Annotated in this window: 14 protein-coding genes; 6 read left to right on the forward strand and 8 right to left on the reverse strand. The window is 63.5% G+C overall.

All coding sequences use genetic code 11. The annotated features are described in order from the left end of the window. Window positions 1-98: 98 nt before the first annotated feature. The 5 genes from ACSQ1X_RS09500 (at window position 99) to ACSQ1X_RS09520 (ending at window position 3183) form a co-directional block, all read left to right on the forward strand. Window positions 99-722 (forward strand): TetR/AcrR family transcriptional regulator, encoded by a 624-nt coding sequence (locus ACSQ1X_RS09500; protein ID WP_055806340.1) that lies wholly within the window; start codon window positions 99-101, stop codon window positions 720-722. Between the two features lie 38 nt (window positions 723-760). Next, window positions 761-1018, forward strand: a complete 258-nt coding sequence (locus ACSQ1X_RS09505; RefSeq protein WP_436057475.1) for a DNA-processing protein DprA — start codon at window positions 761-763, stop codon at window positions 1016-1018. Window positions 1019-1251: 233 nt separating this feature from the next. Further along, window positions 1252-1857, forward strand: a complete 606-nt coding sequence (locus ACSQ1X_RS09510) for a hypothetical protein (protein ID WP_436057476.1) — start codon at window positions 1252-1254, stop codon at window positions 1855-1857. Further along, entirely contained in the window at window positions 1799-2434 is a 636-nt protein-coding gene (locus ACSQ1X_RS09515) for a cytochrome P450 (protein WP_436057477.1), read from the forward strand. Before ACSQ1X_RS09510 ends, ACSQ1X_RS09515 begins: the two co-directional genes overlap by 59 nt. Before the next feature lie 158 nt (window positions 2435-2592). Then, complete coding sequence (locus ACSQ1X_RS09520) at window positions 2593-3183, forward strand: MFS transporter (RefSeq protein WP_436057478.1); 591 nt, start codon at window positions 2593-2595, stop codon at window positions 3181-3183. Window positions 3184-3303: 120 nt separating this feature from the next. Here the strand turns inward: ACSQ1X_RS09520 and ACSQ1X_RS09525 are convergent, their stop codons facing one another. The 8 genes from ACSQ1X_RS09525 to ACSQ1X_RS09560 all read right to left on the reverse strand — a co-directional run bounded on the left by ACSQ1X_RS09525 (window position 3304) and on the right by ACSQ1X_RS09560 (window position 13109). Then, on the reverse strand, window positions 3304-4860 hold the full coding sequence (locus ACSQ1X_RS09525) for an IclR family transcriptional regulator (RefSeq protein ID WP_436057479.1): 1557 nt from the start codon (window positions 4858-4860) through the stop codon (window positions 3304-3306). Window positions 4861-5048: 188 nt separating this feature from the next. After that, window positions 5049-5759 (reverse strand): molybdate ABC transporter substrate-binding protein, encoded by a 711-nt coding sequence (locus tag ACSQ1X_RS09530; RefSeq protein ID WP_436057480.1) that lies wholly within the window; start codon window positions 5757-5759, stop codon window positions 5049-5051. Between the two features lie 96 nt (window positions 5760-5855). Continuing rightward, on the reverse strand, window positions 5856-6743 hold the full coding sequence (locus ACSQ1X_RS09535) for an intradiol ring-cleavage dioxygenase (RefSeq protein WP_436059309.1): 888 nt from the start codon (window positions 6741-6743) through the stop codon (window positions 5856-5858). A 109-nt stretch (window positions 6744-6852) separates the two neighbouring features. Beyond that, entirely contained in the window at window positions 6853-7794 is a 942-nt protein-coding gene (locus ACSQ1X_RS09540) for an aldo/keto reductase (RefSeq protein WP_436059310.1), read from the reverse strand. Between the two features lie 133 nt (window positions 7795-7927). Beyond that, window positions 7928-9007, reverse strand: a complete 1080-nt coding sequence (locus ACSQ1X_RS09545; protein WP_436057481.1) for a maleylacetate reductase — start codon at window positions 9005-9007, stop codon at window positions 7928-7930. 80 nt (window positions 9008-9087) lie between these two features. Further along, window positions 9088-10299 carry a multiple monosaccharide ABC transporter permease gene (mmsB, locus tag ACSQ1X_RS09550; RefSeq protein WP_200939432.1) on the reverse strand — a complete coding sequence of 404 codons (1212 nt, stop codon included), beginning with the start codon at window positions 10297-10299 and terminating at the stop codon, window positions 9088-9090. A 26-nt stretch (window positions 10300-10325) separates the two neighbouring features. Beyond that, window positions 10326-11864, reverse strand: coding sequence for a multiple monosaccharide ABC transporter ATP-binding protein (gene mmsA / locus ACSQ1X_RS09555; RefSeq protein ID WP_436057482.1), 1539 nt, complete (start codon window positions 11862-11864; stop codon window positions 10326-10328). 84 nt (window positions 11865-11948) lie between these two features. After that, window positions 11949-13109 (reverse strand): substrate-binding domain-containing protein, encoded by a 1161-nt coding sequence (locus ACSQ1X_RS09560; RefSeq protein WP_436057483.1) that lies wholly within the window; start codon window positions 13107-13109, stop codon window positions 11949-11951. Between the two features lie 233 nt (window positions 13110-13342). On the opposite strand from ACSQ1X_RS09560, the gene ACSQ1X_RS09565 reads away from it, so the two are divergent. Next, window positions 13343-14968 carry an IclR family transcriptional regulator gene (locus ACSQ1X_RS09565; RefSeq protein WP_436057484.1) on the forward strand — a complete coding sequence of 542 codons (1626 nt, stop codon included), beginning with the start codon at window positions 13343-13345 and terminating at the stop codon, window positions 14966-14968. Window positions 14969-15102 lie beyond the last annotated feature (134 nt).

Consider the following 15102-nt stretch of genomic DNA (forward strand, 5'->3'; position numbering starts at 1 on the left):
ATCCATTCCGTGTGGCAGCTACTCTATGTAGCCAATGGCTACATAGTAGACATTGGCATCATTGTAGTCAATGACTACTTTGTGGCTATACTCATCTCATGACCGATCAGCCCTACCATCACGGCAAGCTCCGCGAGGCGCTGCTGGCCCGTGCAAGGGAAGTCATCGAAGAAGCAGGAGTCGAGGGGCTTTCCCTGCGGCAGCTCGCGCGTGACCTGGGTGTGAGCCACGCGGCACCCGGCAAGCATTTCCGTGACAAGCAGGCGCTTCTCGATGCCCTCGCCCTAGACGGTTTCCGCAGCATGAATGCCCGGATCACAAGAGCGTCCAAAGCCGCCGGAGGCCATCGGTCACGCTTTGTCCGGATCGCCAGGGCCTATGTGGACTTCGCGGTCGCCCACCCGGTCCTGTTGGCCGTGATGCACTCCACCAAACACCATCCTGACGCCAGCGATGAACTGCGCAGCATCGGTGAAGACGGCATAGCGGTCGCCAGGGCGCTCATCGCTGAAGCCCAGGACGCCGGGGAGCTGGCGCCAGGGGACCGCGAGATGCTCGCGCTCGTCTGCTTTGTGAACCTGCATGGAGCCGCTGTGCTGGCGGCGGGCAACCTCCTGGATGGAACTTCCATCGACGCCCTGACGGTTGCCACAACAGACCTGTTGTGGGCAGGCATGGCCGCAGGTCCCGCACCCCAGGGAGCCTCGGGAATCGGCGCCTGAGCCGCTCGCCTAGATGAACTCAGCGTCATAAACCCCCGTTGAGACGAACCAGCCGTCAGGCATCCTTCCTGCAGAGAAACCGCATCATCGCCGCCCTTGCAAGGGTGACCTGTGTCGTGGAAGCCCGCTGGCGCTCAGGGGCGCCCAACACTGCACACCACGCCGAAACCATTGCCTGGCATGTCGCGGCCGTCCCCGGGAGCGTGCACAGCGCCAACTCCGCAGGATGCCACAGGCTCCTGAAAGAAGGCGCGGCGGTGCTGGTGTCCGATGCAGCCGAACTTCTCGCAGACTAATCCTTCAGGTGGCCGTCCCGTTGCCGGGGCGGTCACCGCTGGCGGTCCGCCGCCGTGGTCGGCTTGCGCCGTGGGTCGGCGGCGGCGGACCGCCATACGCACACGCACCGCCGGCGACCGGGGACGCGCGGCCACCGAAGTCAGGGAGGCCGAAAGAAGACCGGGGTCCTGATGGAGCGTCCGCAGGGCTCACCAGAAAAGGGCGTCCGCTGGCGCGGCCGGCTGTGGGGCCAGTGCCGGCTCCGCAGGGCTCCGCCGCCCCTGGCCCTGTTCTGGAGGACCCGCTTCCCTTCCAGGCAGACCTCCGCGCCGCGGGCCCGGTGGTCCATCTGGACGAATACGATATGTTCGCGATGGGCCGCTCCAACGAAGTGCACGCCGCCCTGACCGACTGGCAAACCTTCCAGTCCGCGGCCGGCGTCGGACTGAGCAACTTCCGCTATGACAAGCCGTGGCGTCCCCCGAGCCTGCTGCTCGAAGCGGACCCACCCCACCACGACGCGCCCCGCGCGGTCCTCACCAAGATCCTTGGGCCCCGTGAAATCCGCAGGCTGGGCGAATCCTGGGCCACCGACGCTGAGGAACTGGTCGAGGACCTGCTGGCAAGAGGCAAAGAGTTCGATGCCGTCACGGACCTGGCCGCGGCGTTTCCCCTCCGGGTCTTTCCCGACGCCGTGGGAATACCCCAGGCGGGCAGGGAAGACCTCCTTCCCTACGGGGACCGGCGTCTTCAACGCCTTCGGCCCGCCAAACGAGCTCGTCGCCAAAGGGGCGCCGCGCGTGGCCGGGCTCTCGGCCTCGATAGCCTCCCAATGCGCACGCGACGTCCTGACCGCTGACGGATTCGGTGCCCAGATCTGGGCCGCCGCGGACAGGGGAGACATCACCGAGGCCCAGGCGCCCCTGATTGTCCGCTCGCTGCTCACCGCCGGAGTGGACACGACAGTGAATGGCCTGGCAGCCGTCCTCTACGCCTTCGCCACCCACCCTGACCAGTGGGACCTGCTGCGCGAAAAACCCGCCCTGTCGTGCACCGCCTTTGACGAGGCCGTACGGATCGAGTCACCTGTCCAGACGTTCTTCCGGACCACGACACGGGACATCGAAGTCGGCGGCGCACTCATCCCCGAAGGCCGCAAGATCCTCATGTTCCTCGGATCAGCCAACCGGGATCCGCGACGCTGGGAAAACCCGGATGCTTTCGACCTGAACCGGGATCCCTCCGGCCATGTAGGTTTCGGTTTCGGCATCCACCAATGCGTCGGCCAGCACATCGCGCGCCTGGAGGCAGCGACCATCTTGAGCGTCCTGGCCAAGAGGATCACCTCCATAGAGATTTCAGGACCAACCCGCAGGCACCACAACAACACCCTGCGGGCCTGGGCATCCCTGCCCGTCCGCGTCCGAACCGCCTGAACAACCCGAAGGCAGTACCGGCCGCGTACTACCGCAACCACAACCAGACACGACGCCAGCAACCAGACAGCCGCTTGCGGCTGCCCGGTTCAGTGCGCCAATTTACAAGGACGTAAACATGTCAACGAAGTCCGCTCATCACCGATGAGCAGGCTCCAATGCGGGCAGTCGCCGTCGCCATTGCCCTGATGCTGATAGACGGTATGGACGTGGCAGTCGCCGCCTACGCAGCGCCGTCCCTCTCCAAAGCCTGGAGCCTTGACCCCGTTACTCTCGGGTTCCTGCTCAGCTCCGGCCTCGTGGGCATGGCCGCTGGCTCCCTATTTCTAACGCCGTTCTCGGACAAGATCGGCCGCCGCAGGATGATGCTGGTCGCCCTGGTCCTGGTCAGTGCAGGCATGGTCCTGTCCGTCTTCGCCGGGGACGTCGTGCAGCTCATGGCGTACCGCGTTCTCGCCGGTCTCGGTATCGGAGGCATGATCGCGAACCTGAACGTGTTTGTTTCGGGGACCCGACCGGCCTACGAGTGCTGGCAGGCAGACAGCGGTGAGGGCGGCATCAGCGGCCCTCACCGTCGTTGGTTCGTCCCGAGGACTTCGACCTGGACACCATCGGCAAAGCACCGGCAACCGCCAGCAACGATCGCGCGCCCAGAACGTCTACCCGCTGACCTCCCACAAGCCGGACCAGGCAACCCCCGGCCAGCAAAGACGGGTCCCACGGCTAAGCCGCGGGACCCGTCTTCCTGACATTTGCGCGGGAGGCTTTGAAGGGGGTGCCTCGTCACACGAGGGCATGTCCGATCAATCCGCCATGCAGCGGCGCAGCTTCGCCTTTTCCGTGATGTAGGGCGAGGTGGACCGCTAGATTTATGATCCCGGGGCGCCAAAATAGCTTGAAAGCCGTCGACCCCCATCGCAGGCCAGGTCGATGATGCTGGGTGAGGAATCCGGTTGGTGGAGGATACCGTCTCGTAGTCCGCTGACCGATAGGGACGCCATCACATGGCCGCGGTGATCAAAAATCGGGGCAGCGACGGCGGCCATTCCCAAGGTGACTTCGTCGTCGCTGAGGGCGAAGCCGGCATCGCGGATTTCTTTGAGCTTTCCATAGAATTCCGCGCGGGATCGCGCGCCGAGACTAAAGTCCGAGCTCTGGACCATGACCGCAGCGTAGTCCTCCCAGGACTTGGGGGTGTCGAAAGCCAACAAAGCGCGAGGTGCGGCACCGAGGTGCAAGGGCAAAGAGCTTCCAAGGGCCAAGCGGCGACTGTTCACTCGCTTTCCGTCTATCCGCTCGATGCATACGGCACGGGTACCGCTCCTGATGCAAAGGAATACAGTTTCCCCGGTTGCATCGTGGATTTCGCGGAGCACGGGAAGCGCAGCCCGCCGCAAGTCCAGTTGGTTCAGCAGATTCCCCGCGAGGGAGATCATCTTACTGCCGATTCGATAGGAACCGCGGTGGCCAAGCTGCTCTATCCAACCGGTCTCAACAAGGGTTCCCAACATGCGGTATACGGAGCTGATGGGTTCGCCTGTGAGGTCGGCGAGTCTAGCGGAGGTTGAGACGCGTTCGACAGCCAGCGCATCCATGAGGGAGCTGGCTTTGGCCAATACCGACTCGTTCGATTCGGGGGCGTTGAACTCATGAGTGGTCGGGACCGGCTTGAATTCCGCCATCAGATCGGTCAGGGCCTGCGCTGCAGCCGCGAGAACGGTTTTGGCTTCTTCCTGCTGGTTGACCACTTGGTCGACCAGACCCGCTGCCGTCAACGCACCGAAGATGCTGCCGTCCGCGTTGAATACGGGAAATCCCAAGGCCGCGATCCCATCGACAACCTCATTGGATTCCATTCTCCAGCCGTCGCGTTTAGTGTCTGCGACCAGTTGGCGGAGAGTCTCGGAGTCAATGGGCGTCCTTGACGCCCATTGAGCATACGGGGCTTGGGCAAGGAGCTCGTCGAGTACTTCGGGGGGTTGCCACGCCAGTAGCACATGGGATGCGGCACCGGCGTGGAGTGGAAGGATCCGCCCGGATGAGAGCTCGTGCAGATCGACTTCCGTGGAATCAACCTGCTCCAAGCAGACGGCAGTGCCGTTGCGCGGTATCCAGAATGCCGCCGTTAAACCCAGCTCGGACTGGATGCCCTCCAGCAAGGTATTGAGGGCTTCATGATCGAGGAGGGCGTCGGTTGCCGCCTCCGCAAATCGCAAGATCCCAATGCCCAATTCAACGAGCCCGGCCGGGGAGCGGCGGAGAATCCCGGACTGTTCCAGCGCGCTGATGATCCGGTAGACAGAAGGCCGCGGTTCGTCGACAGCTTTCGCCAGGTCCGCCGGAGTCGAGGGGCCGAGGGCGGACGCTTCATCAACCACTTGTGTAGCCTTGAGCACCAGCTGAATCAGCTTGGCTGCCTGTGTCATGGTTGCACCCCTCGAATCGAACTGCCTCGCGCCACAAGCGACATGAATCGGGGGACCGGGCAGGATGTGTCGCCTTTCATGAACAACCTGTCCAGTATATGCGACTAGCAGTCGAGGGCGACCGCGCCAGGCCGATCTCGCCGCGATCCCTTAGGGCCACACTGGAGCGCCCGACTTGGCGTTGGACGCTATGAAACTTCCAGGCCTGAATCAGCATAGGCAGTCTTGGCCTGCGGCCCGGTGAGGAATCGGGTGAGTGCTTTAGCCGCCGGTTTCCGTGCCGCTGGCGCAGTGAAAGCAATCGCAAAGTTCGTGTAATGCTGGACGGAGTCCGGCAGCGGGCCGATGACCCGTGCGCCGGGCACATGCAGGAGTTCGCTGATCTGCTGGACCGCGAGGTCTGCTCGTCCGTCGATGACAGCTGCCGCGGTGGGCCCGTGGTCGATGAGCGTGGCTCGCGAATTCACCTCGTCGGCAATGCCGAGCTTCGTGATCAGGGTCTGGAAGTACAACCCGCTGGGGCTGTTGCGTGAATAGGCGACGGAGCCGGCGGCGGTTAGGGTTCCCGCCAGCGTCCTGACTGTGGAAATGTCCGGCTGTTTCCTGCCAGGGCATGCCGCGATGCCTATCCCGGATTTCGCTAAAGGGACGATGGTGCCGGCCGCCAGGACGCCTGAGGCTGCCAGAGCTTGGAGGGAGGCCGACATGCCGATCATCACGTCCGGCAGAGCGCCGGCGTCGATCCGCTGCACCAACACGTTGGTTGAGGCGTAGACGATGTCCACGGCAGCGCCGATCTCGGTGCTGAGGGACTCCTGGCCGAGGCTTTCTAGGGCCGGCTTCAGTGCGGCGGCGCAGAAGAGCGAAACCCTCGGGCTGCTCTTGTGATGGGAGCTCATGTGGCTGTCCTTATCCAGGGTGGGCATGCGGGTACTGCCCAGCAGGTATGTGGGGAGGGGAGGCAGGAGCTGCTGTCCTTCCCCTGGTGACTACGGTCAGCTCGTGAATGGGGCGAGAACGATGTCGAAGCGGGTTCTGGCCCAGGACCGGCCCCCGAGGTCGCGTCCGTCGGGCGCAGCCGTACCGGGTGCCTGTTCTTCGAAGTCCCTGATGAGAGATTCCTTGACCCCAAAAACGCTGTCGTGCTTCAACAGTTCGTCGCCGCGGACAAAGATATGCGTTACCAATGTCCGCAGGCCCGGCGCGGTGACCATGAAGTGGAGGTGCGAGGCCCGCATGGGTGACCGTCCGACGGCCTCCAGCATTTCCCCCACCGGGCCGTCGTGGGGGATCGGGTATGGGGTCGGCGTCAGCCCCCAGAACCGGTAGTTACCATTCGCGTCGCTGAAGAGATGGGCCCGGCCGGACACTCGCTGGTCAGAGTACTGTACGTCGTAGAAGCCGTCCTCGTCGGCTTCCCAAACTTCGATTCTCGCATTTGGGATGGGGTTGCCGGCGGTGTCCTTGACGCTGCCTTCGATCCAGCATGGCTGGCCGGGAGCGGCGCCGGCGATGTCCCCACCGTTCTCGATTTCCGGAGCGTCTTCGACGAAGAAGGGGCCAAAAACTGTGGCCTCGGTCGCGTTGTCAATGGTTTCGTTGTTGACGGCGATCGTTTGCATCGATGCCCCGAACACGTCGGAGAGCAGGATGAATTCCTGCCGTTTGTCGTCTGTGATGTGGCCGGCCGCCGTCAGGAAGCTGATTGCGGCATTCCATTCGGCTTCTGTCAGGCGCACTTCACGGATGAAGGAGTGGATGTGCCGGGTCAATGACTGCATGAGTTGTTTGAGTCTCGGGTCCTGGCAGCCCTCGAAGGAGGCCAACACATTCTCGACCAGTTTCTGCTCGACCCTTTGCTGGGCCTCGGAGACTGGGTGCAGGGCTACATGAGTGCCGGTTTCAATGACTCGGGTCTGGTTGTTCACGATGGTTCCTAGCTGTCGGTGGGGGTGGTGGTGCTTCTCAGGACGGGGGCAATGAATCGGTTCTCTAAGCGCGGACCAAGGGCTGGGATGCGGCGTCGAGGGCCTGAAGTTCGGCGTCGGTGAGTCTGATGTCCATGGCCGCCAGCAGAGGGGGAACCTGCCCGTTAGTCCGCGCACTGGCGATGGGGGCGACGACCCCGGGTTGAGCAGCCAACCACGCGAGGGCGATGGAGGCGGGCTGGACATTATGGTTGGAGGCAACGAGACGCACAACGTCCAGAACCCGGAGTCCTTGAGGCGTGAGGTACTTCGAGGCGTCGGCGGCTCGAGGACCCTCGATCGGCGCCGTGCCGGCGTATTTTCCCGTCAGGAAGCCGTGGGCCAAGGAGTAGTAGGGCATGACTGCCAGGCGGTGCTTGATCGCCAGGGGCAGGATGTCTGCTTCGACGCCACGCTCCATGAGGCTGTATTGGGGCTCCAGCGCGACAGGTGTGTGGAATCCTTCCCGCTCGGAGATCCTAAGCCATTCCTCGATGCGCTCTGCTGAGTAGTTAGAGATCCCGAGGGACCGCACCTTTCCTTCGTCCACCAGCGAGGACATTGCAGCGATGCTGTCGGCCAGGGGTGTCCCCGGGTCGTCGAAGTGGGCGTAGTAGATGTCGATGGTGTCGACGCCGAGGCGGGTGAGGGAGCCGTCGACGGCGGTACGGATTGTCTTGGGGGCCATCCCTTGGAGGTCGGGGTGGTGGCTGACTTTGGTTGCCAGAACGAGATCATCCCGGTTGGAACGGCCGGCCAGCCACTTGCCGATGATGGTTTCGGACTCGCCGCCAGAATTTCCCTCTCCCCAGAAGGAGTAGGAATCGGCGGTGTCCAGAAAATTCCCGCCGCCTTCGATGTAGGCGCCGAGGATCGAGTGGGAGGTCGCGGTGTCAGCGGTCCAGCCGAAGACGTTGGTGCCAAGTGCCAGGGGAGATACTTCGATTCCTGGGGCGATGGTCCGCATGGTGGGCAAGGTCGGTCTCCTAAGTAGTTCTGCTGAACGAGATTCCGGATGTTCGAGGTTCAGGGGGTTGGGCGGGCCAGCGGGCCTCCGGCGGGTCATCGTTCAGACGTTTCCGGAGGCCGCCTTCCGTGCCTCAAACGGAGGGGGTGGGGCTTGGCGGCTTTCCGGCCCAGGCGGCGTTCAGGATTCCCACGACATCGTCGTAGGTGATAGGGCGCGGGTTGCCGTAGGAGCGGCTGGTTACCTCTTCGGCGATTCGGGGGATGTCCTCCTCCCGCATGCCAAGTTCGGCGAGGGACCGTGGCGCGTTAAGTTCGCCGGCGATCTCCCACAACCGTTCGGCCGGGTCGGCCGCGCCACCCAGGGCCCGTGAAAGGGCCGCGGTGGCCTCGGGTGCTGCCGGCTGGTTGAAGCTGAGGGCGTGGGGGAGCACCACCGTGTGGGTTTGGGCGTGCGGAAGGTTGAGGGTTCCGCCCAGCGCGTGGCACAGCTTGTGGTGCAGGGACATCGTGGTGGCTCCCAGGCACGCGCCGCACAGCCATGATCCGTAGAGGGCGTTGCTTCTGGCCCCTGGGTCCGAGGGATCGGCGACTATCGCGGGGAGGGCGGCGGCCAGGGCTTTGACGCCTTCCTCGGCCATCAGCGAGATGATCGGGGTGGCGTCCGGGGCATAAAGGGCCTCGACGGCGTGCGCGATGGCGTTGATGCCGCTGGTCACCGACATGGAGGCTGGCAGTGTTGCGGTCAGCTCGGGGTCGTAGACAACACTGCGGGGCAGTACCCGGGGGTCGCGGCCGGTTTCCTTACGCCCGTCGGTGGTGAGGCCCCACACGGGGGTCATTTCGGAGCCGGCGTAGGTGGTGGGCACGGCGACGATCGGAAGGCCGTGCTTGAGAGCGATTGCCTTGCCGAGTCCGATGGCCGAGCCGCCGCCGACGGCGACGCAGCCGTCGGCACCGACCCTTGCTGCCTCGTCGCTGGCGCGTTGGGCGACCTCGTTGGGGACGTGCATGACGGCTTCGGGCAGCACACCCACGCAACGGTCACCCAGTGCCTCGGCCACCCGCCGGCCGGTGTCCTCCTGTTCTGGGGAGCAGAGGACCAGGACCCGCTTGAGCCCGATCTGGTCGAGTTCCTCGGGGAGAGTCGAGAGTGAGTCGGCGCCGAACCGCACTCGCATGGGCAGGGCTTCGTATACAAACTGGCGAGTCATAGGGGTGAGCTCCTTTGTAAATTCTTGTCGCTGAACATTGTGCGCAGGCGAGGTGTTCCGGAAAGGGTGGGGCGGGCGGGTCAGCGTGAGCCGGCGCGGCGCTTGTTGTAGATGTCGAATGCGACGGCCAGCAGCAGTACCAGGCCCTTGATCACGGACTGCACGGACTGGTCGATGCCCATCAGCTGCATTCCGTTGCTCATGACGGCCATGATGAGGCCGCCCGCCATGGCGCCGGCCACTTTGCCGACGCCGCCGGTGACAGCGGCGCCGCCAATGAATGCTGCGGCGATCGCATCAAGTTCGAACATGTTGCCGGCGCCGGGCTGGGCGCCGTTGGATCGGGAGGAGAACACGATGCCGGCCAGGGCCGAGAGGAGTCCCATGTTCACGAAAATCCAGAAGTTGACGGTGCGGACCTTGACTCCTGAGAGTGCGGCCGCGACCACGTTGCCGCCGATGGCATAGACCTGTCGACCGAAGACACTTCGCTGCATCACGACGCTGTAGGCCAGTATCAGGATGGCCAGCATGATCAGGACGATCGGCATGCCGCGGGCCGTGGCCAGCTGCCAGGCGAAGGTCATGACCGCGATGGCGACAACGACGATTTTCGCGATGAACAGGGGGAAAGACGGGACCAGCTGGTTGTAGCTGATGAGCGCCTTGCGGGTGCGGTACTGGCTGAATGCGTAACCGGCCACTGCGATGGCGAAGATTACAAGGGTGAAGACGTCGTAACCGGCACCGCCCAGGAGCCCGTTGAGGAAGCCCGACGCGATCTGGCCGTACTCGGCAGGGAACGGGGAGAGCGAGACGTTGTCCAGCACCACCAGGGTCAGGCCGCGGAACAGGAGCATGCCTGCGAGGGTGACGATGAAGGCCGGGATCCCGACGTAGGCCACCCAGTAGCCGTGCCAGGCCCCGATGAGCAGGCCTGTTAGGAGTGCGGCGATGACGCCCACCCACCATGGCTGGCCGTATTGGATGACGACCACTGCCGAGACGGCTCCGGTGAGGGCGACCACGGAACCCACCGAGAGGTCGATGTGGCCGGCGATGATCACGATGACCATGCCGATCGCCAGGATCAGGATGTAGGAGTACTGGAGGACGATGTTGGTGATGTTTCCCGGTCCGAGCGAGGCTCCGCCGGTCAGGACGCCGAAGAGCGCGACGAGCGCTACGAGTGCGACGTAGATTCCGCTGGTGCGCATGTTGCGGGTGAGCAGTTCGCGGATTTCGCTGGTGCCGGCGGTGACGACTGATGCGGGAGGCGAGGCCTTCCCCATTTGGGATCCCTTGGGGGCTGTCATGGTCATGCGATGAGTTCCTTGTCTTTGGTCATGAGTGTCATGAGGCGTTCCTCTGAGGCATCGGCCGCCGGCAGTTCCCCGGTGATCCGTCCTGTAGAAAGGGCGTAGATGCGGTCGCAGGTGCCGAGGAGTTCGAGCAGGTCGGAAGAGATGACCACTACTGCTTTCCCGGCGTCCACAAAACTGTTGATCAGCGTGTAGATCTCGAACTTGGCGCCGACATCGATGCCGCGGGTCGGTTCGTCGAGTATCAGTACCTCGGGGTCGGTGAGCAGCCACTTGGACAGCACGACCTTCTGCTGGTTACCGCCTGAGAGTTTCCCTACGATGGATTTCACGTTCGGCGCCTTGATGTTCATCGATTTCATCGCGAACTCGGCCGCGGCTGCTTCCTCGTGGTGATTGACGAAGCCCCAGCTCGACAGCTTGCCCAGCGCCGCGCCGGAGATGTTGCGTGCAATGTCGTCGATGAGGTTGAGGCCGAAAGCCTTGCGGTCTTCGGTTGCGTAGGCAATCCGCGCTTCGATGGCTTCCGCCACGGTGCGGGTTCTGGTTTCCTTGCCGTGCATGAATACCCGGCCCGAGATGTAACGGCCGTAGGACCGGCCAAAGATGCTCATCATCAGTTCAGTGCGCCCTGCCCCCATGAGCCCGGCGATCCCGATAACTTCTCCGGCCCTGACCTCGAAGGTCGCCTGGTCCACAACCTGGCGGTCCTGGGTCGGGTGTTTCACTGTCCAGTCCTCTACCCGGAGCACAACTTCTCCGGGTTTTGAGTCTCGGGAGGGGTAGAACGCTTCGAGGTCGCGGCCAACCATTCCCCGGATGATCCGGTCGACGTTGACGTCGGGGTCCGCCATATCGAGCGTTTCCACGGTCTTTCCGTCGCGGATGACCGTGGTGTGGTCCGCTATCGCTTCGATCTCGTTGAGCTTGTGGGAGATGATGATCGACGTGATGCCGCGGGTGCGCAGATCGCGGACGAGTCCGAGCAGGTGGGCGGAGTCGTTGTCATTCAGCGCTGCGGTGGGTTCGTCGAGGATGAGCAGCTGCACCTCCTTGGACAGGGCTTTGGCGATCTCCACAAGCTGCTGTTTGCCCACGCCGAGTTGCCCGACCGGAGTGGTGGGTTCTTCGCGGAGGCCCACAGAGTCCAGCAGCACGCCGGCCTCGGCGTTCGTCCTGTGCCAATCGATGAGTCCGGACTTGCCGCGGCGCTCGTTGCCCAGGAAGATGTTTTCGGCGATGGATAGGTGGGGCACGAGGGCCAGTTCCTGGTGGATGATCACGATGCCGGCGTGTTCGGAATCCCGGATACCGGAGAAGGAACAGGTTTGCCCCTTGAAGAGGATTTCGCCGCCGTAGCTCCCGGCCGGGTAGACGCCGGAGAGCACCTTCATCAGGGTGGACTTGCCGGCGCCGTTCTCGCCGCAGATCGCATGGACCTCGGCGCGCTCCACGGCGAGGGACACTCCGGACAGCGCCTTGACGCCGGGGAAGGACTTGGTAATGGATTGCATTTCCAGGATGTGTTCTACCATGGCACGCCGTCCTAATCAGGGGTCTTGAAGGGAAAGGGTTTGGGGGAGGGGCACCGGCGAAGGCTCGGCACCCCTCCCGGGGTGCTACTGAAGGCGGCCGGCTTCAACCTCAGCAGCGGTGTAGTAGCCGCTGTCGATCAGCGCGGTTTTGATGTTGTCCTTGTAAATCGGCTGGATGGGCACGAGGAACGAGGGGACGATCTTGGAACCGTTGTCGTAAGACTTGGTGTCGTTGACCTGGGGCTCTTTGCCGGCCAGGAGATCCTCAGCCGCGCTTACCGCCTGCGCGGCAAGAGTGCGGGTGTCTTTGAACACGGTGGAGAACTGGATGTCGTCGTTGACCAGCTTCACGGACGCGACCTCGGCGTCCTGACCGGTGGTTACCGGCATGGGCTTAGGCCCGGAGGTGAGGGTCGGGCCATAGCCGGCGTTTCTCAGCGAAGTGATGACGCCGCGGGCGACGCTGTCGTTGGGGGTAAGGACTCCGTGGAGCGCGGGACCTCCGGTGTAGCTGGCGGTCAGCAGGTTGTCCATGCGCTCCTGGGCCTTCTGCTGGGACCAGTTTTCCGTGGCGACCTGGGCGAGTTTGTTCTGCCCCGATGTAATGACGAGCGTGCCGTTATCGATGTATTTCTGCAGGATGGACATGCCGCCATTGAAGACGAACGTCGCGTTGTTATCGTCCAGTGAGCCACCGAACAGTTCGATATTGAACGGGCCCTTCGCGCTGCCCTCGGATCCGTCTTTGTTGAGCACGCCCAGGCCGATGAGGAGCGAGGTTGCCTGCTGTGCTCCGACTTTGAAGTTGTCGAAGGTGACGTAGACGTCCACATCAGCGCTGTTCCTGACGAACCTGTCATAGGAAATGATCGGGATGTTAGAACCTGCGGCAGCCTGGAGTTGGGGGGTCAGCGCGGTCCCGTCCAGCGGAGCCAGGAGCAAAAGGTCAGCGCCCTGGGTGATCATCTGGTCCACTTGCTGCTGCTGGGTGGGAATGTCGTTGTTGGCGTACTGAAGGTCCACCTGGTAACCGATCTTCTCCAGGCCCTCCTTGATGGCGGAACCGTCGGTAATCCACCGCTCCTCATCCTGGCTCGGCAGGGAGACACCGATCCGGGTGTCCTTGGGTGCCGCGGGGGAGCCGTTGGATCCGCCGCCGGAACCGGCGCCGCCACCGGCACATCCCGCCAGTAGCAGTGAAGCGGCAGTAGTAGTTGCAGCGATCAGGAAAAATTTCTTTTGCACCGTTCTCCTCCTTTGGAGCCCGAGTGGCCCTTGGGGCCACTTCCGCGCGTCGTGGTTGCCGCGCCTAAGTTTTGTCTGTGACTGCCAGCACCTAGTGCCGTACAGTGGACAACATGTTCGCACAGTACCACCTAAGAAAGCTAGTGGTGTCGTGCATTACATTCGGGCAGGGTCAGCCGCGGCCGGGGAGTTCAAGCGCTAGCGCCCTTGAGGGGTAATGGAAGAGACGGTCAATGAGCACCATTCAGTTGTTGAAAAAGGCCAGCCAGGTGGTCGACGAACTTGCCCGCATCGGGCAATCTACGCCGGCGGAATTGGCGAGGGTCATCTCGGAACCGCGGCCAACCGTCTACCGAATAGTTGCAGCATTGGAACAGGCCAAACTGATCCGTTCGGCGGGTGACGGCAGGCTTGAACTCGGTACAGCCCTACTCAAGCTTGGCGACGCGGCGGCCGATGCCCTCGTCGATCGGGCCGAGTTACATTCCCGGCTGCGCTGGGTCCGCGGGCAGTTGGGCATGAGCGCGTACTTCTGTGTCCTGCGCGAGAACGGAGCGGTGTGCCTCGACCAAGTTGAGGGTTCCGATGTCAACCTGCTTGACCTGGCCCCGGGGCGCACCATTCCGCTTCATGCAGGGGCAGCGTCCCAGGCCCTTCTTGCCTCGGCTTCAGCGGAGTTCCAGACAGCCGTGTTGCAGAGTGGCCCCTACGGGCGCATTGCATCACAGACGCCCCTCACTGCCGATGCGCTGAGAAAAAAGATCGAGCACGCGGCCGAGCGCGGGTGGAGCGTCGAGGACAGCGAAGTAACAGAAGGTGTCGCCTCGGTTGGTGTCCCGGTTTTCCACCGCGACGGCAGCCTGCTCGGTGCCATAGCTGTTGCCGGACTTCGGGGAAGTGTTCTGGGCCAGGCGGCGATCGCCAGGCAAACGCTGGATGAAGCCGCGCAGGCCATCACAGCGTTTACGACCCAAGATGGCGCCAATGACACCAGGGATACCGCCGGACCCGAAAAGCCGCAGGGGTCCGAGCGGGAGGCTACTCGGACCCCTGCAGTCATCGCCAAGGCCAGTGCCCTTATGGCGGCGCTGGCGGAAGAGCGGATCGCCACCTCGGCCCGGCTGACCGAACTCCTCGAGGAGCCCGTAAGTTCGGTCTACCGCATGCTGGCTACTTTGGCGGAAGCTGGCTGGGTGGAGCAGATCGGTCACCGTGGAGCCTACCGTGTTGGCAGCAAGCTGCTCGCGCTCTCGGGCGAGTTCTCCCGCAGGGCAGATATCCGGCGGGCTGCCGCCCCGATTCTCCGGGAAATCCATGAAGCGACCGGCGAGACAACCTTCTTGTGCATCCGACGTGGGACCCGGGCCGTTTGCATTGAGCGTATCGATGGGATTCGGGTGAACAGCCGTGTCCTGCAGTTAGGGGAGTCACTTCCGCTGCACGTCGGTGCTGCGCCCCGGGCGCTCCTTGCATTCGAGGGGCGCGAATCATGGGAGGAGTACGCCGCGATCTCAGCCAACACCGGCGAACCATGGCTGCGGGGGCGGTCCCGATCTGAGTTCTACGCGGAGCTCGAAGAGATCAAGGAGCAGGGCTTCGTGCGCAGCGATAATCAGGTGACCCCGGGCATAGCCGCCATCGGCGCGCCGATCTTCAACCACCGCGGTGAGGTGGCCGCCTCGCTGTCGGTCAGTGGACTGCGCGAAGGGCTCCTCGCGCGCCCTAACGACGATCCCATAGCTGAACTCGTTCTCCGGGGGGCGCATGCACTGTCGGACTACCTGGGCGCACCGCCCCTCCGGGCCGCGAATCACGTCGATGTGCTTCGCGCCATAGTTGACCACGCATCCTCGGCATGAAATGATCTGGACAGCCTGTCCATTAGATGACACCAAGTTGGCCCCTGTAAATCACTGCACCGGAGCAGGGACAGTGCTGGCCAACAAGCACAACCACACAAAAATCCCGATCGAGCCTCAGGGCTCAACCGACA

The sequence above is a fragment of the Arthrobacter sp. LjRoot78 genome, assembly GCF_964254335.1.
Classification (GTDB): Bacteria; Actinomycetota; Actinomycetes; order Actinomycetales; family Micrococcaceae; genus Arthrobacter.